Annotated in this window: 19 protein-coding genes and 1 pseudogene; 11 read left to right on the forward strand and 9 right to left on the reverse strand. The window is 70.3% G+C overall.

The window, feature by feature from the left end; all coding sequences use genetic code 11:
* Nucleotides 1–32 precede the first annotated feature (32 nt).
* Both BLW32_RS12070 and BLW32_RS12075 read left to right on the forward strand, forming a co-directional pair.
* Nucleotides 33–719: a response regulator transcription factor gene (locus BLW32_RS12070; RefSeq protein ID WP_068525369.1), complete on the forward strand. Its 687-nt coding sequence runs from the start codon at nucleotides 33–35 to the stop codon at nucleotides 717–719.
* Entirely contained in the window at nucleotides 716–1,855 is a 1,140-nt protein-coding gene (locus BLW32_RS12075) for a sensor histidine kinase (protein ID WP_139286137.1), read from the forward strand. Before BLW32_RS12070 ends, BLW32_RS12075 begins: the two co-directional genes overlap by 4 nt.
* Here the strand turns inward: BLW32_RS12075 and BLW32_RS12080 are convergent, their stop codons facing one another.
* Nucleotides 1,856–2,554 (reverse strand): DUF1345 domain-containing protein, encoded by a 699-nt coding sequence (locus tag BLW32_RS12080; RefSeq protein ID WP_197467608.1) that lies wholly within the window; start codon nucleotides 2,552–2,554, stop codon nucleotides 1,856–1,858.
* A 99-nt stretch (nucleotides 2,555–2,653) separates the two neighbouring features.
* Here BLW32_RS12080 and BLW32_RS12085 point away from each other — a divergent pair, with 99 nt between their 5' ends.
* Nucleotides 2,654–3,718: an NAD(P)-dependent alcohol dehydrogenase gene (locus BLW32_RS12085; RefSeq protein WP_082791441.1), complete on the forward strand. Its 1,065-nt coding sequence runs from the start codon at nucleotides 2,654–2,656 to the stop codon at nucleotides 3,716–3,718.
* A 31-nt stretch (nucleotides 3,719–3,749) separates the two neighbouring features.
* Here BLW32_RS12085 and BLW32_RS12090 read toward each other — a convergent pair whose 3' ends face one another.
* Genes BLW32_RS12090 through BLW32_RS12100 form a run of 3 tightly spaced genes read right to left on the reverse strand, consistent with a single transcriptional unit; the run spans nucleotide 3,750 to nucleotide 5,308 of the window.
* Nucleotides 3,750–4,157, reverse strand: coding sequence for a VOC family protein (locus BLW32_RS12090; RefSeq protein ID WP_068742028.1), 408 nt, complete (start codon nucleotides 4,155–4,157; stop codon nucleotides 3,750–3,752).
* Nucleotides 4,158–4,167: 10 nt separating this feature from the next.
* Nucleotides 4,168–4,629, reverse strand: a complete 462-nt coding sequence (locus BLW32_RS12095) for a helix-turn-helix transcriptional regulator (protein ID WP_068742027.1) — start codon at nucleotides 4,627–4,629, stop codon at nucleotides 4,168–4,170.
* Nucleotides 4,595–5,308, reverse strand: coding sequence for a lysophospholipid acyltransferase family protein (locus BLW32_RS12100; protein WP_068525376.1), 714 nt, complete (start codon nucleotides 5,306–5,308; stop codon nucleotides 4,595–4,597). The genes BLW32_RS12095 and BLW32_RS12100 overlap by 35 nt, the downstream gene beginning before the upstream one ends.
* A gap of 154 nt (nucleotides 5,309–5,462) precedes the next feature.
* On the opposite strand from BLW32_RS12100, the gene hisD reads away from it, so the two are divergent.
* The 4 genes from hisD (at nucleotide 5,463) to BLW32_RS12120 (ending at nucleotide 10,578) form a co-directional block, all read left to right on the forward strand.
* Entirely contained in the window at nucleotides 5,463–6,809 is a 1,347-nt protein-coding gene (gene hisD / locus BLW32_RS12105; protein ID WP_068742026.1) for a histidinol dehydrogenase, read from the forward strand.
* Complete coding sequence (locus BLW32_RS12110) at nucleotides 6,806–7,921, forward strand: histidinol-phosphate transaminase (RefSeq protein WP_068742025.1); 1,116 nt, start codon at nucleotides 6,806–6,808, stop codon at nucleotides 7,919–7,921. The genes hisD and BLW32_RS12110 overlap by 4 nt, the downstream gene beginning before the upstream one ends.
* An 8-nt stretch (nucleotides 7,922–7,929) precedes the next feature.
* Nucleotides 7,930–8,544, forward strand: coding sequence for an imidazoleglycerol-phosphate dehydratase HisB (gene hisB, locus BLW32_RS12115; protein WP_068525383.1), 615 nt, complete (start codon nucleotides 7,930–7,932; stop codon nucleotides 8,542–8,544).
* 147 nt (nucleotides 8,545–8,691) lie between these two features.
* Nucleotides 8,692–10,578: a M61 family metallopeptidase gene (locus BLW32_RS12120; protein WP_231857381.1), complete on the forward strand. Its 1,887-nt coding sequence runs from the start codon at nucleotides 8,692–8,694 to the stop codon at nucleotides 10,576–10,578.
* Between the two features lie 27 nt (nucleotides 10,579–10,605).
* On the opposite strand, the gene allB is transcribed toward BLW32_RS12120, so the two are convergent.
* Nucleotides 10,606–11,955 (reverse strand): allantoinase AllB, encoded by a 1,350-nt coding sequence (gene allB / locus BLW32_RS12125; RefSeq protein WP_068525387.1) that lies wholly within the window; start codon nucleotides 11,953–11,955, stop codon nucleotides 10,606–10,608.
* Nucleotides 11,956–12,201: 246 nt separating this feature from the next.
* Between allB and BLW32_RS12130 the strand changes: the two genes are divergently transcribed.
* The 4 genes and pseudogenes from BLW32_RS12130 (at nucleotide 12,202) to BLW32_RS27505 (ending at nucleotide 16,683) form a co-directional block, all read left to right on the forward strand.
* Nucleotides 12,202–13,743 (forward strand): NCS1 family nucleobase:cation symporter-1, encoded by a 1,542-nt coding sequence (locus tag BLW32_RS12130; RefSeq protein WP_082791440.1) that lies wholly within the window; start codon nucleotides 12,202–12,204, stop codon nucleotides 13,741–13,743.
* A 9-nt stretch (nucleotides 13,744–13,752) separates the two neighbouring features.
* Nucleotides 13,753–14,475 (forward strand): aspartate/glutamate racemase family protein, encoded by a 723-nt coding sequence (locus BLW32_RS12135; RefSeq protein WP_068742022.1) that lies wholly within the window; start codon nucleotides 13,753–13,755, stop codon nucleotides 14,473–14,475.
* Nucleotides 14,476–14,514: 39 nt separating this feature from the next.
* Nucleotides 14,515–15,838, forward strand: a pseudogene (dctA, locus tag BLW32_RS27040) (C4-dicarboxylate transporter DctA); the annotation flags it as partial.
* Nucleotides 15,839–15,921: 83 nt separating this feature from the next.
* On the forward strand, nucleotides 15,922–16,683 hold the full coding sequence (locus tag BLW32_RS27505; protein WP_170181080.1) for an MTAP family purine nucleoside phosphorylase: 762 nt from the start codon (nucleotides 15,922–15,924) through the stop codon (nucleotides 16,681–16,683).
* 70 nt (nucleotides 16,684–16,753) lie between these two features.
* On the opposite strand, the gene BLW32_RS12150 is transcribed toward BLW32_RS27505, so the two are convergent.
* The 4 genes from BLW32_RS12150 to xdhC all read right to left on the reverse strand — a co-directional run bounded on the left by BLW32_RS12150 (nucleotide 16,754) and on the right by xdhC (nucleotide 21,043).
* Nucleotides 16,754–17,575, reverse strand: coding sequence for a bifunctional allantoicase/(S)-ureidoglycine aminohydrolase (locus BLW32_RS12150; protein WP_068742021.1), 822 nt, complete (start codon nucleotides 17,573–17,575; stop codon nucleotides 16,754–16,756).
* Complete coding sequence (locus BLW32_RS12155; RefSeq protein WP_068525398.1) at nucleotides 17,572–18,846, reverse strand: DUF6986 family protein; 1,275 nt, start codon at nucleotides 18,844–18,846, stop codon at nucleotides 17,572–17,574. The genes BLW32_RS12150 and BLW32_RS12155 overlap by 4 nt, the downstream gene beginning before the upstream one ends.
* Nucleotides 18,847–18,953: 107 nt before the next feature.
* Nucleotides 18,954–20,237 carry a guanine deaminase gene (guaD, locus tag BLW32_RS12160; protein ID WP_068742020.1) on the reverse strand — a complete coding sequence of 428 codons (1,284 nt, stop codon included), beginning with the start codon at nucleotides 20,235–20,237 and terminating at the stop codon, nucleotides 18,954–18,956.
* A complete protein-coding gene (gene xdhC, locus BLW32_RS12165; RefSeq protein WP_068742019.1) occupies nucleotides 20,234–21,043 on the reverse strand; it encodes a xanthine dehydrogenase accessory protein XdhC in 810 nt (269 codons plus the stop codon). Before xdhC ends, guaD begins: the two co-directional genes overlap by 4 nt.
* Nucleotide 21,044: the final 1 nt, after the last annotated feature.

Raw genomic sequence — 21,044 nt, forward strand, 5'->3', positions numbered from 1 at the left:
CGTGCGCCGCCGCCCCGCCTAGTCTCGGACCCATGCACGAGGGGTCACGGGTGATGGTCGTCGAGGACGATCCAGCGGTCCGCACGGTCGTCGCCGACCATCTGCGGCTCGCGGGATGTCTCGTCGCGCAGCACCGCGACGGCGCACAGGCGTGGGAGGCCTTCCAGGCCGACCGCCCGGACCTGCTGGTGCTCGACCGCATGCTCCCGGGCCTCAGCGGCGACGAGCTGTGCCGGCGGATCCGCGAGGTCTCGGCGGTGCCGATCATCATGCTCACCGCGCTCGACGGCGTGGACAATCGCATCGACGGCCTCGAGAGCGGCGCCGACGACTACCTCGCGAAGCCCTTCTCCCTCCGCGAGCTCCAACTCCGCGTCAACGCCCAGCTGCGGCGCAGCGCACCGTCGGAGGCGGAGCTCGTCCTCGAGGCGGGGCCGTTCCGCATCGATGCCGCGCACCGGCGCGTCTGGGTGTCCGGCCGTGAGACGCCGCTGACCACGCGGGAGTACGAGCTGCTGCTCTACCTCGTGCGCAACCCCGACAGGGTGATCAGCCGCGACGAGATCCTGCGCGAGGTGTGGCGCTGGGGCTTCGGGGACCCGTCCACGGTGACGGTGCACGTGCGCCGCCTGCGCGAGAAGATCGAGGACGACCCGCGCAATCCCGCGTACCTGCGCACGGAGTGGGGCGCCGGGTACCGGTTCGGGTGGGGCCGATGATGCTCGACGGCGCGGCACTCGCGCAGATCGCGGCGACCGCGCTGGTGGTGACCATCCTCGTCACCCTTCTCACGCTGGGGGTCCTCCGGCTGACCCGGCGCTCGAGCATCGGCATCCGGGCGGCGATCGCGATCGCCGGGGCGCTGATCTCCGTCGTGGCGTCCACGCTCGCGATCGCGGTGCAGATGTACCTGTCGCGGCACGACCTCACGGTACTGCTCTGGGTGATCGGCACGTCCGCGGTGTTCAGCGTGGTCGCGACCCCCTTCGTCGTCGGCCGCGCCGTCGGCTCGTCGATCGCCGCGCTGCGCACCGCGACCCGCCGGGTCGGTGACGGCGACGTGGTCGAACCCACCCGCACCGGCCTCGCCGAACTCGACGCGGTCTCCGCCGAACTCGCCGACACCTCGCGGCGGTTGGAGGAGTCACGGGCGCGCGTGGCCGAACTCGACGCGGCCCGGCGGCAGTTCTTCGCATGGATCTCGCACGATCTGCGGACGCCGCTCGCCGGGGTGCGCGCTCTCGCCGAGGCGCTCGACGAGGGCACTGCGCCCGATCGCGCCGCCTACCTCGCCGCGCTCCGCGGCAAGGTAGAGACGCTCAACGCGATGATCGCCGACCTCTTCGAGCTGTCCAAGCTCCAGACCGGTACGTTGCGCATCCACCCCGAGCCGGTGGTCCTCCTCGATCTGATCAGCGACGCCGTCGCGGACTGCCGGGCGGACGCCGAACGGCGTGGGATCACCATCGCGCAGGACGGGATCGACGGGCACCTCGTGCTCGTCGATCCGCGGGAGCTGACCCGCGTGATCGGCAACCTGCTCACCAACAGCCTGCGGCACGCGCCCGAGAACAGCGAGGTCGTCGTTCGGGCCGACCTGCTCGACGGCCGCCTGGTGCTCAGCGTCATCGATCAGGGGCCCGGCGTCGCCGCCGAGGACCTGGGCCGGATGTTCGACGTGGGGTGGCGGGCCGACACGGCCCGGTCGGCCGAGGCCGACGGTGCACCGCCGGGCGCGGGCCTGGGCCTCGCGATCGTGCGCGGCATCGTCGAGGCGCACGGCGGCACCGTCGTCGCGCGCAGCACCGACGCGGGCTTCCGGCTGGACCTGACGCTGCCGGTGGCGGACCGCTGATCAGCTGCCGCTGGCGAGGCTCACCACCAGGTTGATCGTGGTCGCGAGGATGCCGTTGGCGAAGACGAAGGACAGCAGCGTGTGCCGCAGCGTCTCGGCGCGGACGTCACTCGAGGTGATGGCGGTGTCGGAGACGCAGTAGGCGGTCCCGAAGGACAGTGAGATGTAGGCGAAGTCGGTGTAGCGCGGCGGCTGGGTCTGGTTGAAGTCGATGCCGCCGGGCGGCGGGGTGTCGTAGTAGGTCTGGGCGTAGCGCAGCGTGAACAGCAGGTGCATCATCAGCCAGGACAGGATGGTCGTGCTCAACGCGAGGCCGCCCAGTGCGAGCCGTCCGTTCGGCGTCGCCGTATGAGCGTCCGCCATGACGATCGCCACGGCGACGAGGCTCGCCAATGCGCACGTCATGGTCAGGAAGTTACCGAGGCGGCGCTGCGGATCCTCCTCCGTGGAGTGCGCCGCGGTGGTCTCGGCGTCCATCGGCGAGATGGTGAGCCATACCCAGACCACGTAGATGCCCGCCGCGGCCGCCCACCCGGCGGCGGGCGCGTGCCGCCACGAGTCGAGCAGGCCCACGGCCACCGCGACGCCGCCGCCCACCAGGACCATGACGGTCGCGCGGACCCGGGCAACGGCGGCCCGTCGCCTCGCCACGGCCGGCCGGCTGTTCTCCGAACCGGTTGCAGTCGCATCGTTGGACATGGGGCGATCTAAGCACCCGATCGCGACTTCCGTAGCCCGCGCGGAGAATCCGGCGAGCGCCCCGGGGTCGCGCGGCGGCGCGTGCGGACGGGGCGCACAATGGAAAGCATGATCGTGAACGCATATGGAGCCGTGTCCGCAACCGAGCCGCTCGAGCCGATGACGATCGAGCGCCGCGATCCCGGTCCGCACGACGTGCAGATCGCCGTTCGGTATGCGGGCATCTGCCACAGCGACATCCACACCGTGCGCAGCGAGTGGGGGCCCGCCCGGTACCCGGTGGTGCCCGGCCACGAGATCGCGGGCGAGGTCACCGCGGTCGGCTCGGATGTCACGAGGTTCGCGGTCGGCGACCGCGTGGGCGTCGGCTGCTTCGTGGACTCCTGCCGCGAGTGCGCCGCGTGCCTGCGCGGCGAGGAGCAGTACTGCGAGCGCGGCATGGTCGGCACCTACAACGCGAAGGGCCGCGACGGGCAGCCCACGCAGGGCGGCTACTCGACGGGCATCGTCGTCGACGAGAACTACGTGCTCCGGGTCCCGGAGAGCATCGACTACGCGGCCGCCGCGCCGCTGCTGTGCGCCGGGATCACGCTCTTCAGCCCGCTGCGCCACTGGAACGTCGGCCCCGGTAGCAAGGTCGCGATCATCGGTCTCGGCGGCCTCGGCCACATGGGCGTGAAGCTGGCCGCGGCGATGGGCGCCGAGGTGACCGTGCTCAGCCAGTCGCTCAAGAAGATGGAGGACGGTCTGCGCCTGGGCGCGCAGCACTACTACGCGACCTCCGATCCCGACACCTTCAAGGTGCTGCGCAATCGCTTCGACGTCATCATCAACACCGTCTCGGCGAACCTCGACATGCACCCGTACTTCGGGATGCTGGCCGTCGACGGCACGCTCGTCGAGGTCGGCCTGCCGGAGCATCCGGTGCCGGTCAACGTCTTCGACCTGACCCGCAATCGCCGCAGCTTCGCCGGCTCGATGATCGGCGGCATCGCCCAGACCCAGGAGATGCTCGACTTCTGCGCCGAGCACGGCATCGGCTCCGAGATCGAGCTGATCTCCGCCGATCAGATCAACGAGGCCTACGAGCGCGTGATCGCCTCGGACGTGCGGTACCGCTTCGTGATCGACACCGCGACGCTCGAGGCGCCCGCCGCCGGCTGAGCCCCGGAGCGAGCGGCCCCGGGCCGGTCGATCAGAGCTGGTTGATCCGGATCAGGTTGCCGGCCGGGTCGCGGAACGCGCAGTCGCGCACGCCGTAATCCTGGTCCATGGGCTCCTGCACCACGTCGGCACCCGCACCGGCGACGCGTTCGAACAGGCCGTCCAGGTCGTCGGTCGAGAGCGTGACCGCGGTGTAGGCGCCCTTGGCGATGAGGTCGAGCACCGTCTGCCGCTCGTCCGCGGTGACGCCGGGGTCCATGGCCGGCGGGTGCAGCAGGATCGACGTCTGCGGCTGGCCGACGGGACCGACGGTCAGCCACCGCATGTCCTGGTAGCCGACGTCCTTGCGCACCTCGAAACCGAGCAGGTCGCGGTAGAAGCCGAGGGCGGCCTCGGCGTCGGTGTGGGGGAGGTAGGCGAGCGAGATCGTGATGGTCATGCGGCCCAGGTTATTGCGGCGGGGCGTGCGGTGCTTCTCGGTTCCTGACCGGTCGCATGACCTGCCGGGCGAGGCACGCCGGGATGCCCTCCGCGGCGGCGCTGTGGTCGCGCTTGTAGACGCTCGGCGGCACGCCCACGAGTTCGGTGAACCGGGTGCTGAACGTGCCCAGCGACGAGCTTCCCACCGCGAAGCACGCGTCGGTCACGGAGACGTCGCCGCGGCGCAGCAGCATCATCGCCCGCTCGATCCGGCGGGTCATGAGGTACGAGTAGGGCGATTCGCCGTAGACGCGCTTGAACTCGCGGCTCAGGTGCCCCGCGGACAGGTGGGCGCCGCGGGCCAGTTCCTCGACGTCGAGCGGCTGCGCGAACTCGCGGTCGATGCGGTCGCGCACGCGGCGCAGCACCGCCAGGTCGCGCGCCCGCTGCGCCGGGTCAGGACTCCGGGCGCCACTTCTTGGCGTACTCATCCACGTACTCCTGCCCGGTGAGCGACTGGATCTCCTGCATGAGCCGGTCGGTCACCGAGCGCTCCAGCGCGTGACGCTCGTCGGGATCCGACGGGATGTCGTACTCGATCGGCTCGATGGGCTTGGCGAACTTCACCTGCACCCGCTCGGCGTGCCAGCTGAACGGACCGGGGGGCGAGACCTTGTCGGTGCCGATGACGCCGACGGGGATGATCGGCACATTCGCCTCGAAGGCGATCCGGACCAGGCCGGTGCGGCCGCGGTAGAGCCGGCCGTCGGGGGAGCGGGTGCCCTCCGGATACATGCCGACCAGGCGGCCCTCGCCGAGCAGCTTCTTGGCGGTGTTCAGCGCGGCCGTCGCCGCGTCGCCGCCGGCGCGGTCGATCGGCACCTGCCCCGTCTGCGTGTAGAAGAACTTCTGCAGCTTGCCGGAGACGCCGGGCGCGGTGAAGTAGTCGCTCTTCGCCAGGTAGGAGATGCGGCGCGGCACGACCAGGGGCACGAACAGCCAGTCGGCGATCGACAGATGATTGCCGGCGATGAGGGCCGGGCCGTCGACCGGGATGTTCTCCAGGCCCTCGACGGTCGGCCGGTTCACCAGCCGGATCGTCGGTCCCACCGACACGTGCTTGATCAGCCAGTACAGGAGGCCCTGGTCCCCGTGGTTGGTCTCAGCCATGGCGGACAACTTACCGGACCGTCAGGTGCCCCCGGGGCCCGAAGCCGAGGTGCGCGGCCGCCTGTGACGGCACCCACACCGGTGGTCGACGGCATCGCCGGTCGGCCGGTGCCCGGCCGGATACCCGGTGGCGCGGCACCCATAGAATGGGGGCATGTCTGATCTGCAGCTGAGCCGTCTCGACCTGCGCGGTCGTCGCCCGTCGCTCGCCGAGCTGCGTGCGGCGCTCCCGCGCGGCGGCGTCGACGTGGACGCGGTGGTGCCGCAGGTGCGGCCCATCGTCGACGCGGTCGCCGAGCGCGGTGCGGAGGCCGCCCTCGAGTTCGGCGAGAGGTTCGACGGTGTCCGCCCGGCCACCGTCCGGGTTCCCGCTGCGGCGCTGGAGCGATCGCTGGCCGAGCTCGAGCCCGCGATCCGCGAGGCGCTGGAGACCGCGATCGGCAGGGTCCGCGCCGTGCACGCCGACCAGAAGCGCACGGATACCGTCACCGAGGTCGTGCCCGGCGGCACCGTCACGGAGCGGTGGATCCCCGTCGACCGCGTCGGCCTCTACGTGCCCGGCGGCAACGCCGTCTACCCGTCGTCCGTCGTGATGAACGTGGTTCCCGCGCAGATCGCGGGTGTCGGTTCGCTCGTGGTCCTCTCGCCCGCGCAGAAGGACTTCGACGGGCTGCCCCATCCCACGATCCTCGCGGCGTGCGCGCTGCTCGGGGTCGACGAGGTGTGGGCCACCGGAGGCGCGCAGGGCATCGCGCTCGCCGCACACGGCGGCACGGATCTCGACGGTGCCGAGCTGGCTCCCGTCGACCTCATCACCGGTCCCGGCAACATCTACGTCACCGCCGCGAAGCGGCTGTGCCGCGGCCTCGTCGGCATCGACGCGGAGGCCGGGCCCACCGAGATCGCGATCCTCGCCGACCACACCGCCGACCCGGTGCACGTCGCCGCAGATCTGATCAGCCAGGCCGAGCACGACGTCATGGCGGCATCGGTCCTGGTCACCACGTCGCCCGAGCTCGCAGACCGCGTCGACGAGGCGCTCACGGCCCAGCTCGAGATCACCCGGCACCGCGAGCGGGTGGACACTGCGCTGCGCGGCCCGCAGTCCGGCACCGTGCTCGTGGACGGCATCGACGAGGGGCTCGCGGTGGTCAACGCCTACGCGGCGGAGCACCTGGAGATCCAGACCGCCGACGCCCGGGAGGTCGCGGGCCGGGTTCGCGCCGCCGGAGCGATCTTCGTCGGCCCGCACTCGCCCGTGAGCCTCGGCGACTACGCCGCCGGCAGCAATCACGTGCTGCCGACCGCGGGCTGCGCGCGGCACAGCTCGGGGTTGTCGGTGCAGACCTTCCTGCGCGGCGTGCACGTGGTCGAGTACGACGAGGCCGCGCTCAAGGACATCGCGGGCACGGTGATCACCCTGGCGAACTCGGAGGACCTCCCCGCACACGGCGAGGCCGTGCGGCTGCGGTTCGAGTCGCTGAAGGGCGGCCGCGCGTGAACCCGCTGCCCGGTGAGGCCGTGAGCCTCGACCAGCTGCCCATCCGGGACACCTTGCGCGGCAAGCAGCCCTACGGCGCGCCGCAGCTCCCCGTCGCCGCCGCGATGAACACCAACGAGAACCCGCACCCGCCGAGCCCGGCGCTCGTCGCCGACATCGCCAAGGCCGTCGGTGAGGCGGCGGCCGCGATGAACCGGTACCCGGATCGCGACCTCGCCGCGCTGCGGAACCGGCTGGCGGAGTATGTGACCGAGCGGACCGGCACCGTCGTCGGGCCGCAGAACGTGTGGGCGGCCAACGGCTCCAACGAGATCCTGCAGCAGGTGCTGCAGGTCTTCGGCGGGCCGGGGCGTACCGCGATGGGCTTCGTGCCCAGCTACTCGATGCACCCGATCATCTCGGACGGCACGGATACGCACTGGATCCCGGGGAAGCGGACGGCCGACTTCGGCCTCGACGTGGACTACGCGGTCGGGGCGATCGACGAGCTGCGCCCCGACGTCCTGTTCCTCACCAACCCGAACAACCCGACCGGGCACCTCATCGCCGAGGACGACCTGATCCGGCTGATCGAGGCTGCGCCGGGCATCGTCATCGTCGACGAGGCGTACGGGGAGTTCAGCGCCGGGCCGTCGGCGGTGCGGCTGCTGGACCGCTTCGGCGAGAAGCTGATCGTGAGCCGCACGATGAGCAAGGCCTTCGCCTTCGCGGGCGGGCGCGTCGGCTATCTGGTGGCGGCGCCCGCGATCGTCGGCGCGATCCAGCTCGTCCGCCTGCCCTACCACCTCTCGGTGTTCACGCAGGCGGCGGCGATCGCCGCGATCGACCATCGCGCGGAGACCCTGGCGTCGGTCGCGCACCTGTCGGCCGAGCGCGACCGGATCTCCGCGCGCCTGCGGCAGCTCGGCTACGACGTGATCGAATCGCACGCCAACTTCATCCTGTACGGCGGCTTCGCCGACGAGGCGGCCGCCTGGCGCACCTACCTCGACGGCGGGGTCCTGGTGCGCGACATGCACATCCCGGGGCACCTGCGCGTGTCGGTGGGGTTGGACCACGAGAACGACGCCTTCCTCGCGATCAGCGAGAAGCTGGCGCCCGAGAAGAAGTGAGTGACTCCATGACCGATCGCATCGCCCGCATCGAGCGCACCACGAGGGAGTCCTCCATCGTGGTGGAGATCAACCTCGACGGCACCGGCACCACCGAGATCGCCACCGGCGTCCCCTTCTTCGACCACATGCTCACCGCCTTCGGCCAACACGGCAGCTTCGATCTGACGGTGCAGGCCAAGGGCGACATCGAGATCGACGCGCACCACACCGTCGAGGACACGGCGATCGTGCTCGGCCAGGCCATCGCGGAGGCCCTGGGCGACAAGAAGGGCATCCGCCGCTTCGGCGACTGCTTCATCCCCATGGACGAGACCCTGGCGCACGCCTCCGTGGACGTCTCGGGTCGGCCGTACGCCGTGCACACCGGTGAGCCGGAGTACCTGGTGCACTCCGTGATCGGCGGCTACCCGGGCGTCCCCTACTCGACGGTGATCAACCGCCACGTCTTCGAGTCCCTCGCGATGAACGCACGGATCGCGCTGCACGTGCGCGTCCTCTACGGCCGCGACCCGCACCACATCACGGAGGCGGAGTTCAAGGCCGTCGCCCGCGCCCTGCGCGCCGCCGTCGAGCCGGACCCCCGGGTCACCGGCGTCCCGTCGACCAAGGGCACGCTCTAACGGTCCCGCGCGCCGAGCGCCGGCGCGTAGGCGTCCGGCTCGCTCGGGGGACCCCGTCCTTTCGGAGGGCGGGGACGCAAACAATTTTGTAGGATCAACAAAATTGTTCGCGGGAAGCCGGGAGTGCCGATGTCCAAGGTTCGAGGCGTGAGCGCCGTCAGCATCGTGATCGTCCTCCTGGCGGGCCTGCTGGCCTGCGGGTCGCCGGACCGCGCGGGGGAGGGCGCAGGCGAGCAGAAGCCCATCGCGGTGTCCGTGGACGTCACCAACCTGCCGCAGCGCATCATCGGTGTGAAGCAGTCGATCCCCGTCAGCGCGGGCGAGGTGACCCTGCTCTACCCGCAGTGGCTGCCGGGGAACCATTCCCCGTCCGGCCCGATCGACAAGATCGCCGGCATCACCTTCTCGGGCGGCGGGAAGAAGCTGGAGTGGAAGCGTGATCCGCTCAACGTCTACGCGCTGAAGGTCACGGTGCCCGACGGCGTCGACACCCTGGACGCGGCGTTCTCGTACCTCACGCCGACGGACAGCGCGCAGGGGCGCGTCGTGATGACGCCGAACATGCTCAACCTGCAGTGGAACGCCGTGCTCCTCTACCCGAAGGGGAAGCCCGCGAGCGAGATTCCGTTCACCGCGAGTGTGACCTATCCGCCGGGATTCCAGGCCGGCACCGCGCTGGACGTCTCCGGCCGGCGCGGGGACACCGTCGACTACCGCACCGTTCCGCTCGACGTCCTCGCCGACTCGCCCGTCTACGCGGGACGCTTCCACAAGGAGATCGACCTCGCCCCCGGCGCCGAGGTCCCGGTGCGCCTGCAGGTGTTCGCCGATGCCCCGGAACAGCTCGAGGCCAAGCCCGAGCACATCGAGCAGCACAGGGCCCTCGTTGCGCAGGCGATCAAGCTGTACGGGTCCCAGCACTACGACCACTACGACTTCCTGCTCTCGCTGTCGGATCAGCTGAGCTCGAACGGGCTGGAACACCAGCGATCCAGCGAGAACGGCCAGCCGACCGACTACTTCACCGCGTGGAATCCCGAGGTCGGGAGCGACGACCTGCTCGGCCACGAGTACACGCACTCGTGGAACGGCAAGTTCCGGCGCCCGGCCGATCTGTGGACGCCGGACTTCAACACCCCGATGCAGGACAGCCTGATGTGGGTCTACGAGGGGCAGACCCAGTACTGGGGCAACGTGCTCACCGGTCGCGCGGGCCTGCGGCCGGCGGAGGTCTCCCGCGACGCGCTGGCGTCCGCGGTCGCCACCTACACCGACGGCAGGCCGGGCCTGAGCTGGCGCAGCCTGCAGGACACCACGAACGACCCGATCATCGCGCAGCGCCGCACCAAGCCGTACCGCTCCTGGCAGCTCAGCGAGGACTACTACCAGGGCGGTCAGCTCGTCTGGCTGGGCGTGGATGCGCGCATCCGGGAGCTGACGGGCAACACCAAGTCGCTCGACGACTTCGCCCGCGCCTTCTTCGGTGTCGACGGGGGAACCTGGAAGACGCAGAACACGTACGACTTCGACAAGGTGGTCGCGACCCTGAACGGCGTCGCCGCCGACGACTGGGCGAAGTACCTCCGCGATCGCCTCGACGGCAGGGAGCCGTTCGCCTCGAGCGTCGAGAAGACCGGGTGGAAGCTGGTGTACGACAACAACCCGGGAGCCTTCCTCACGGAGCAGATGAAGGCGGCGGAGGGCGCCGCCAACTACACCTACTCCATCGGCCTCAACGTGTCCGCGACGGGCAAGGTGACCGACGTCCGCTGGGACGGCCCCGCGTTCAAGGCGAAGGTCGGGACCGGCATGACGGTGCTCTCGGTCAACGACGCGGCCTACTCGCAGGCCACGATGCAGACCGCGATCGAAGCCGCCAGGACGAATCCCGCTCCGATCCGCCTGCAGGTGAAGGACTTCGACCAGACGCGGACCGTCGAGATCGACTACCACGGCGGCCTGCGGTACCCGCACCTGCAGCGCATCGAAGGCACCCCGGACTACCTCAGCCAGATCCTGGCGAGCCGCCCGTAGCCAGGGGCCCGGGGGCCCCGGGGCGGCCTAGGCCTCGCCGCGGCGCAGCAGGCGCCCGTGCGGGGTCTCGAAGTCGACCTTCTCCCCGCGGAGCCACGTGCCGCTGATGACGCCCGCGAGCGCGCGGCCGTCGTACGGCGAGATCGCGTTCTTGTGGTGGAGGTGGTGCACGTCGACGACCTGTGCGGCCTCCGGCTCGAAGATGGCGAAGTCGGCGTCGAAGCCGAGGGCGATCCGGCCCTTGCGGGTCATACCGGCCAGCTTCGCCGGGTTCGCCGACATCCACTCGAGGACCTGCTCGAGGGAGATCCCGCGCTTCTTGGCCTCGGTCCAGATCAGTTGCAGGCCCAGCTGGAGCGACGCGACGCCACCCCAGGCCACGCCGAAATCGCCGTTCTCGACGTCCTTGAGGTCGATCGTCGAGGGGGAGTGGTCGGAGACGATGCAGTCGATCGTGCCGTCCAGCAGCCCTTGCCACAGCAACTCGCGGTTCGACGCCTCGCGGATCGGCGGGCAGCACTTGTAGGCGGTGCCGCCGTTCGGGATCTCCTCGGCGAGCAGAGTCAGGTAGTGCGGGCAGGTCTCGACGGTGAGCTTGACCCCGTCGCGGCGGGCCGTCGCGATCATCGGCAGCGCGTCGGACGACGAGAGGTGCAGGATGTGTGCGCGCGCCCCGGTCCAGCGCGCGCGCTCGATGACGTCGGCGATGGCGACGTTCTCCGCGCCGCGGGGCCGCGAGGCCAGGAACTTCGCGTACTTGTCGCCCTCGGGCTCCGGGGCGTGGTCGATCGCGCGCGAGTCCTCGGCGTGCACGATCATCAGCGAGTCGAACGTGGCCAGCTCGGCCATGTCCTCCTCCATCTCGTCGGCCGTGAGATGCGGGAACTCGTCGACGCCGGAGTGCAGCAGGAAGCACTTGAAGCCGAACACGCCGTCGTCGTGCAGGCCGCGCAGCTCGCCCTTGTTGCCGGGGACGGCGCCGCCCCAGAAGCCCACGTCGATGTGGGCCTTGGGGCCCGCCACCTCGCGCTTGATGCGCAGGGCCTCACGGTCGACGGTGGGCGGGATGGAGTTGAGCGGCATGTCGACGAGCGTCGTGACGCCGCCGGCGGCGGCGGCCTTGGTCGCGGACTCGAAACCCTCCCATTCGGTGCGCCCGGGCTCGTTGACGTGCACGTGGGTGTCCACGAGGCCGGGGATCAGCACCTGGTCGTCCGTCAGCTCGATGACCTCGCGGCCCGCCAGGCCGTTGCCGAGCGGCTCGATGGCGACCACCCGGCCGTCGCGGATCCCGACCTCCCGGGCCACGGTCCCGGCGGTCGTGACGATGCGGCGGCCGCGGACCACCAGGTCGTACTCGGCGGTGTCGGTGCTCATGCGGTGTCTCCTTCGGCTGAAAATTCCGAGTGGCGGAATTTCGTCTCGATCCTGGGGCCACAGTAGGTGTGACCTGCGCCACCCGTCAAGAACGTCGTTTCCGTCGTGTGACGATCATATTCCGAGATGCGACATGGGCCTTGACAGGTGGGCGGGGATAGGTCTTACTTATCGCTACAAGTGGAACAGAATTTCCGCACAACGGAAAAGATTCGAGCGGTCAGCCAGCAGGAACGAAGGCCCAGCATGACAGAAGAACTCACCCCCCGCGTCGCGGCGGAGGCGAATCCGATCCGACTCGGCGACGCGGCCGTCACCGACGTCCCCGACGTGGACGCCCTGAACCGGCTCAGCGCCGGCCTCTACAACCAGGACCTCGCGCCCACGAAGCGGGCCGGCCGGACCTGGGGCGGCTACAACATCTTCACCCTGTGGGCCAACGACGTACACAGCCTCGGGAACTACGCGTTCGCGATCGGCCTGTTCGCGCTCGGCCTCGGCGGCTGGCAGATCCTGCTGGCCCTCGGACTCGGCGGCGTGTTCCTCTTCGTCCTGCTCAACTTCTCCGGCTTCATGGGGGAGAAGACGGGCGTTCCGTTCCCCGTGATGAGCCGTATCTCCTTCGGCATCCGCGGGGCGCAGATCCCCGCGCTGATCCGCGGTGTGGTCGCGATCGCCTGGTTCGGCATCCAGACCTACCTGGCCTCGGTGGTGCTGCGCATCCTCATCATCGCGGTGGCGCCCGGCGCGGCGACGCTCGACGAGAACCGCTTCCTCGGGCTCTCCACCCTCGGCTGGATCTCCTTCCTCGTGCTGTGGGCGATCCAGCTCGTCATCGTCAGCTACGGCATGGAGATGATCCGCAAGTACGAGGCCTTCGCGGGCCCGGTCATCCTCGTCACGATGGCGGCCCTGGCGGTCTGGATGCTCAGCAAGGCCGACTGGTCGATCGCCTGGACCACGCCGGAGTCCAAGACGGGGCTCGACATGTGGCTCCAGATCGTCGGCGGTGCCAGCCTGTGGGTGGCCATCTACGGCACCTTCGTCCTCAACTTCTGCGATTTCACCCGCAACGCGACGTCGAAGAAGTCCATCGTGCGTGGCAACTTCTTCGGCATCCCGCTCAACATGCTCCTCTTCGGCGCCATCGTGATCACCCTGGCGGGCGCGCAGTTCCGGATCAACGGCCAGGTCATCGAGTCGCCCGCCGACATCGTCAAGACGGTGCCGAACACGCTTCTGCTCGTGCTCGCCTGCCTCGCGCTGCTGGTCCTCACCGTCGCCGTGAACCTGATGGCGAACTTCGTGGCGCCGATCTACGCGCTCAACAACCTGTTCCCGAAGCACCTGAACTTCCGCAGCGCCGGACTCATCTCCGGTGTCATCGGGCTCGTCATCCTGCCCTGGAACCTCTACAACTCGCCCGTCGTGATCACCTACTTCCTGGGCGGCCTCGGTGCGCTGCTCGGCCCGCTGTTCGGCATCGTCATGGCCGACTACTGGCTGATCCGCAAGACCAGGGTCAACGTGCCCGATCTGTACTGCGATCTGCCCGACGCCCCGTACTTCTACAAGAGCGGTGTGAACCCGCGCGCCGTCATCGCGCTCGTACCCACCGCCGGTGCGGCGCTGCTCATGGCCTTCGTGCCCGCCTTCCACGTCGTGTCGAACTACTCGTGGTTCATCGGCGCCGGTCTCGGTGCTCTGGTGTACCTCGTGGTGGCCGACCGCAAGGGCCCGTTCGTCGACGTCTCCGGCGAGCCGATCGCCGTCCCCAGCAAGCACTAGGAGTCCGGCATGCGCATTCTCGTCGCCAACGTCAACACCACCGAGTCCATGACGGCCGCGATCGCCGAATCGGCGCGTTCCGCTGCCTCTCCCGGCACCGAGATCGTCGGAATCACCCCGCGGTTCGGCGCGGACTCGTGCGAGGGCAACTTCGAGTCCTACCTCGCGGCGATCGCCGTCATGGATGCGATCACGCGGTACGAGGGCCCCTACGACGCAGTGATCCAGGCCGGCTACGGCGAGCACGGGCGGGAGGGCCTGCAGGAGCTGCTCGAGGTGCCCGTCGTGGACATCACCGAGGCCGCCGCCTCGACCGCGATGTATCTGGGCCACAAGTACTCCGTGGTCACCACGCTCGACCGGACGGTCCCCCTCATCGAGGATCGGCTCAAGCTGGCCGGACTCGACGCCCGCTGCGCCTCGGTGCGCGCGTCCGGCCTCGGCGTCCTGGAGCTCGAGTCCGCGCCCGAGCGGGCCGTCGAGGCCATCGTCGCCCAGGCGCGCGACGCCGTCGAGCGCGACCACGCCGAGGTGATCTGCCTCGGCTGCGGCGGCATGGCGGAGCTGGAGGAGAAGGTCTCCGCGGCGACGGGCGTCCCCATCGTCGACGGTGTCCGGGCCGCCGTGACGATCGCCGAGGGGCTCGTCCGGATGGGGCTGAAGACCTCCAAGGTGCGTACTTACGCCCCGCCGCGACCCAAGGTCGTGACGGGCTGGCCGTTCGAGAACTGAGACGGCCGCACCGATAGTCGGGCAACGAAGGGACGGGCCATGACCACCACTGAGGCGCCGAAGAAGAAGCCCTGGTACAGATCCCTGTTCGTGCAGGTGCTGATCGGCATCGCCGCCGGCATCGCCACGGGCATCTTCTTCCCGGGATTCTCCGATCACCTCGCCCCACTGGGGCAGGGCTTCATCAAGCTCATCAAGATGCTGGTGTCGCCCTTGATCTTCCTCGTGGTGGTGACCGGCATCGCCAAGGTCGGCAGCATGGCGGCGTTGGGCAAGATCGGTGCGAAGGCCCTGCTCTGGTTCACGGTGTGCACCACGTTCGCGCTCGCGCTCGGCCTCGTCGTCGGCAACGTCGTCCGCCCCGGCGCCGGCTTGAACATCGACCCGTCGACCCTCGATGCGAGCGCGCTCGACGAGAAGACCCACGGAGAGCACCTGCCGGGTGGTGTCGACTTCGTCATGAACATCATCCCGACGTCGGTCGTCGACGCCTTCGCCAAGAACAACCTGCTGCAGGTGCTGCTCTTCGCCGTGCTCTTCGGTGTCGCACTCGCGGCGATCAGTGAGAAGGTCCAGCCCGTCCTGCTCGAGGTCATCGACCAGGCGATGCACGTGATCTTCCGGATCGTCAGCTACATCATGTATCTGGCGCCGATCGGCGCGTTCGGAGCGATGGCGTTCACGGTGGGCAACTACGGTGCCGACTCGCTCAAGTCCTTCGGGATGCTGGTGCTCGCGTGCTACGGCGCGGCGGTCGTGTTCATCCTCATCCTCGCGGTCGCGGTGCGCCTCATCACGGGCGTGAGCACGTGGAAGTTCCTCAAGTACTGCCGCGAGGAGTTCATGCTCGCACTGGGTACGGGCTCATCCGAGGCCGTGATGCCCTCGGTCATCAAGAAGCTCGACGCCGCCGGGTGCGATCGCTCCGTCGTGGGCCTCGTCATCCCGACCGGCTACTCGTTCAACCTCGACGGTGCCGCGATCTACCTGTCGCTCTCGATGATGTTCCTCGCGCAGGCCGTCGGCGTGGACCTCAGTGTGGGTCAGCAGATCACGATCATGGGCATCCTGATCCTCAGTTCCAAGGGCATGGCCGGCGTCCCCGGCTCCGCGTTCGTCGCGCTGTCCGCCACGGCCGCCGCGGTGGGTGCCTTCCCCGTCGCCGCGGTCGCGCTGCTGCTCGGCGCGGACCGGCTCATGGATTCCATGCGCGTCGCGACCAACCTCCTCGGCAACTGCCTCGCCACCTTCGTCATCGCCCGGTGGGAGGGCCTGCTCGACACGGAGAAGATGAAGGCGGTCCTGGAGGGCACGCTCGTCGTCGACGATCCCGACGACGTGCGCGCGCACCCGGGCCACGGCGCGGCCGCGTTCCCGCCCCCGCCGATGCCGTGTCGCCGGTCGCGGCCGGCGACGGGACGGCCACCGATGCCGAAGGAGCGAAGCATGTCTGACGCCACCGCGCCGTCCGGCGCCGACGCCACGGTCGCGATCCTCGGGAGTTGGGGCTACTACGGCCTCCTCGACGACGCCCGCTCCTACCCCGTGGACACGCCGTACGGCGCACCGTCGGACGATGTCGTGATCGGGACCGCGCACGGACGCCGGGTCGCCTACCTGACCCGGTCCGGCCGCGAGCGGAACATCCCGCCGCACCGGATCAATCACCGTGCCAACGTCTGGGCGCTGCACCACCTCGGGGTGCGGCACATCCTCGCGGCCACGCCCGCCGGAGCCTTCGATCCCGCGGTGGGCGTCGGCACCGTCGTGGTCCCGGACCAGCTCGTCGACCGCACCGGGCGCACCGACGACACCTTCCACGACGACGAGGACGTCCGCGTCTCGTTCGCGCAGCCCTTCTCCGACCCGACCCGTGCCGCCGCGATCGCCGCGCTGCGCGACCAGCGCTGGGTGGTCGCGGACGGCGGCGTCGTCGTGGCCATTCGCGGCCCGCGGTTCTCGACCGCGGCCGAATCCCGCTGGTACGCGGCGCAGGGCTGGGACGTCGTGTCGACCACGCCCTACCCGGAGGCGGCGCTGGCCCGCGAGCTCGGCATGGGCTACGCCTGTGTCGCGCTGGTGACCGACCACGACGTCATCGCCGAAACCCCATGGCCCGTCAGCCAGGAGCGCGTGCAGGAGGAACTGGACGCGAACACCCTGCGGCTGCGCGAGGCGCTCGTGCGCGCCGCCGCGACGCTGTCCTGACGCGTCTTTCCACGACGGAAACGACGGTGCCCCTCCCGGATCCGGGAGGGGCACCGTCGTATCGCAATGGCTACAGGACGATCTGGCGGTTGACGTCCTTGTAGAGCAGGTAGCGGAAGTTCGACGGTCCGCCGGCGTAGCAGGCCTGCGGGCAGAAGGCGCGCAGCGACATGTAGTCGCCCTCCTGGACCTCGACCCAGTCGCCGTTGAGGCGGTAGACGGCCTTGCCCTCGAGGACGAACAGGCCGTGCTCCATGACGTGCGTCTCCGCGAAGGGGATCGACGCGCCCGGCTCGAACGTCACGATGTTGCAGTGCATGTCGTACGCGAGGTCCTGCGGGTCCAGGATGCGGGTGGTGCGCCACTTGTTGTCGGTGCCCGGCATCGGCGACGGCTCGATGTCGCGCTCGTTGCCGACGGCGACGCGTGGGGTGTGCCCGGCGAGCGGCTCGTAGCGCTTGCGGATCCACTGGAAGACGGCGGCACCGTCGGCGGTGTTGGCGACCGCCCAGGGCGTGCCCGCGGGGATGTAGGCGTAGCCGCCCTCGGTGAGCGTGTGCGCCTCGCCGTCGATGGTCACCTGCAGGGCGCCCTGGGTGATGAGCAGGAAGCTCTGTACCTCGGGCTGGGGCTCCGGGGCCTCGGAGCCACCACCGGGGGAGACCTCGACGATGGACTGCGCGAACGTGGTCGAGCCGCCCGCGACGGGGCGGTTGAGCACCCACGCGCGGGTGTTCGTCCAGCCGGGGAAGACGGAGGTCACGATGTCGCGCATGACGCCGCGCGGGATCACGGTGTAGGCCTCGGTCACGATGGCACGGTCCGTGAGGAGGTCCGTCTGCGGCGGGTGGCCGCCCTGCGGCGAGTAGTAGACGGGTGCGGACGAGCTCATCGGGTCTCCTCGGGCTGGATGGTGGTGGGGCGGTTCAGGGCGAGGTCGCGGACCGTCTCGACGGTGACCTCGGCGGCGGACGCGACCTCGGCGGCGGTGACCGCCCCGCAGGTGACGCCGCGATGGATGAAGGACGCGAGCGCGCGGGCCGTGGCGGGCTCGTCGAGGATCGCGGAGTCGATGCGGTGCACGTAGTTCCGCAGTCGCGTCGCGGCGGCGGGGAAGCCGTCGCGGTAGAAGGCGTAGGTCGCCAGGAATCGCGTGACGAGCTGGGCCGGGTGCAGGTCCCAGCCCTGGTAGATGCCGCGTTCGAGGTGCCGGCGCACGAGGCGCGCGTGCAGCCGCCACGCGTCGGCGACGTGCGCCGGGTCGCCGATCGGCAGGATGTTGGTCGAGCCGTCGGACATGTGCACGCCCGTCCCGGCGACGGCGAGCTGCATGACGTTCTTCGCGTGGTCGGCGGCCGGGTGCTCCATCGACTGGTACTGCGCGGCGATGCCGAGCGAGGCCGAGTAGTCGTAGGTGCCGTAGTGCAGAGAGGTCACGCGGCCGTCCGCGGCGTGCAACAGGGTGGCGACGGGCGCGGTGCCGTCGGCCCCGAGGATCACCTGCGGGGTCTCGACCTGCACCTCGAAGCGCAGGCGCCGCTCGTCCAGGCCGAGCGCGCCCTCCAGGGCGCGGCTCGCGTCCACCATGGCCTCGACTTGGCCGACCGTGGTGACCTTCGGCAGCGTGATGGTCAGGCCCTCGGGCAAGGGGCCGCCGGCGGCGAGGCCGCTGACGAAGAGGTCGAGGGTGCGCAGGCCTCGCGCCCGGACCGGTGCCTCGAAGCACTTGAACCGGATGCCGACGAACGGCGGCGCCGATCCCTCGCGGACGGCGACGGTGACGGCATCGACGGCACGCGCCACGTCGGCGTCCTCCGCCTCGTCGCCGCGGTCGCCGTAGCCGTCCTCGAAGTCGAGCCGCAGATCCTCGATGGGTTCCTCGGTGAGCTTGCGCCGCACCAGCTCCGGGAGGTCGGGATCGTCCAGCCCGACGGTGCGCGCGACCTCCGCGAGCCCGCCTGCGGCATCGGCGGCCGCGAGGGCCTGCTCGCCCCATTCCCGCGCGGTCGCCGGGGTGAACCGGTCCGCCGGGAGGTAGACGGTGTGCACCGGTTGGCGGCGGCCGTCGTCGCCCGGGTAGTTCCGGGCCAGGAGCTCGTCGGTGGCGGCCAGCCGACGCTCGATCGCGGCCAGGGCGTCGTCGGTGAGCGAGCGGCTGGGCATGGGACCTCCGTCTGATCTAAATGGAAAAGAAATTCCGTATGGTGGAGTCTACGCGGGTCCTGTGGTCCGCACAAGGATTTTCGCAGCGTGGTCCCGGCCGCGGAGAGCTACGCGGCGACCTCGTCGCCGCCGATCCAGACGCGCGCGACGTCGGCAGGCGTGGCCAGCGAGAAGATCTTCGCGAGGGCGTTCTCGGCCGATTCGGCGTGGCGCAGGCCCACGTCGAGCGGGTGGCCGGCCGTCGGACGCAGGAGGATCGCGTCGAACTGCCGCCCGACGGACAGGTCGCCCACCTCGTCGAGCCCCAGAGCGGTCGCGCCGGCGCGGGTGGCGAGGTGCAACAGGTGCGCCGCGGTGAGCGGCACGCCGTCTCCCTGGAGCAACTGCTGCATGAAGTAGGCCTGCAGGCCTTCCTTGAAGAGCGAGAAGCCGCTGCCCGCACCGACATCGGTGCCGAGGGCCACGGTGACGCCGTGGTCGAGGTGGCGGCGGAGCGGGAAGGAGCCGCTGGCGAGCGCGGAGTTGGAGGTGGGGCAGTGGGCGACCGACGCGCCGGTCGAGGCCATGAGTGCGAGCTCGGAATCGGTCGGGTGCGCGTTGTGCGCGAGCACCGCGCGCTCGTGGATGAGCCCGTGCCGGTGGTAGGTGTCGAGGTAGTTCGCCGATCCCGGGAACTGCTCGATGACCGCCGCGATCTCGGCGGGGTTCTCGTTGATGTGGGAGGTGAACCAGAGGCCGGGCACATCGGCCGCGAGCGCCGCCCCGCTCTCCAACATGCCGGGTGACGTCGAGTAGGAGAAGCGCGGCGTCACCGCGTACCGGAGGCGACGATGCCCGTGCCAGCGCTCGGCGAGCTTGCGGCCCTCGTCGTACGACCGCGCCGGCGTGCTGAGCAGCGGCTCCGGCAGGTTGCGGTCGCTGGTCACCAGACCGGCTGTGACGCGCACCCCCACCCGGTCGGCCTCGGTGAACAGCGCGTCGACCGCGTCCGTGAAGTGCGACCCGAAGACGAGCGCGGTCGTCGTGCCGGCGGCGGTGAGGCCGGTGAGGAACTCGCGGGCGACGGTGCGCGCGTACTCGGCGTCCGCGAGCTTGCACTCCTCGGGCAGGGCGCACTGATCGAGCCAGTCCAGCAGCGGCATCCCGAGGCCGCCGATGGCCCGGATCTGCGGGTAGTGCACGTGGGTGTCGACCATGCCGGGAAGGAGGACGCCGTCGCGCAGGTCGACGACCTCGGCGTCCGGGTGGCGTTCCGTGACCGTGCGGAAGGCGCCGCGATCGACGATCACGCCCGCCTCGACCGCGATGCCGGCGTCGTCGTGCGAGCGCAGCTCACCCCCGCTGAAGGGGTCGTCGGGCGTGTCCAGGACGCGGCAGCGGTAGATGGTCATGAGGGGTCTCCTTGCACGGATGAGGGGAAGCGGGCGAGCAGGTCCGCGGCCACACTCACGGCGATGGTCGCCGGGTGCTTGCCGCCCAGGGTGCTCAGCCCGATGGGGGATTGGATGGTCCGGATGGTCGCGGCGTCGTGACCGGCGTCGGCGAGCATGGCGCGGAACCGGGTCCACTTCGCGGCGGAACCGATCAGTCCGACGCTGCCGAGGCCGGGGGTGCGCAGCACCTGGTCGCAGAGGCTGAAGTCCTCCGCGTGGTCGTGCGTCATGATGAGCACGTGGCAGCCCGGAGGAAGTTCCTCCAGGACCTCCTCGGGCAGCATCGAATGGCGCAGGTGCACGGTCGCCTCACCGGGCTCCAGACCGCGGGCGGCCTCGAGCTGCTCGGGGCGGGAGTCGGTGAGGTACAGCTCGACGTCGTGGCGCGCGAGGATGCGGGCGAGTTCCAGGCCGACGTGGCCGACCCCGAAGATCGCGACGGCCGGAACCACCGGCAGCGGCTCGAACAAGAGGACCACCTCGCCTCCGCAGCATTGGCGCCCGTGTTGATTGCGGGCCTTGTCGTTCAATCGCAGGGTGAGCGTCTCGGGCGTGGTGACCGCGTCCCGCAGTAGTTCGCGGGCCCGGTCGATCGCCGTCAGCTCCAGGTTGCCGCCGCCGATCGTGCCGAATTCGCCGTCGGCGGTGGCGATCATCTTCGCGCCCGCCTCGCGGGGCGCGTGCCCGCGGACGCCGATCTGGGTGATCAGGACCGCGGGGACGCGCTGCCGACGGAGGCGGGCGGCGTCGCCCAGCCAGGTCATG

The sequence above is a fragment of the Tsukamurella tyrosinosolvens genome (assembly GCF_900104775.1).
Lineage (GTDB): Bacteria > Actinomycetota > Actinomycetes > Mycobacteriales > Mycobacteriaceae > Tsukamurella > Tsukamurella tyrosinosolvens.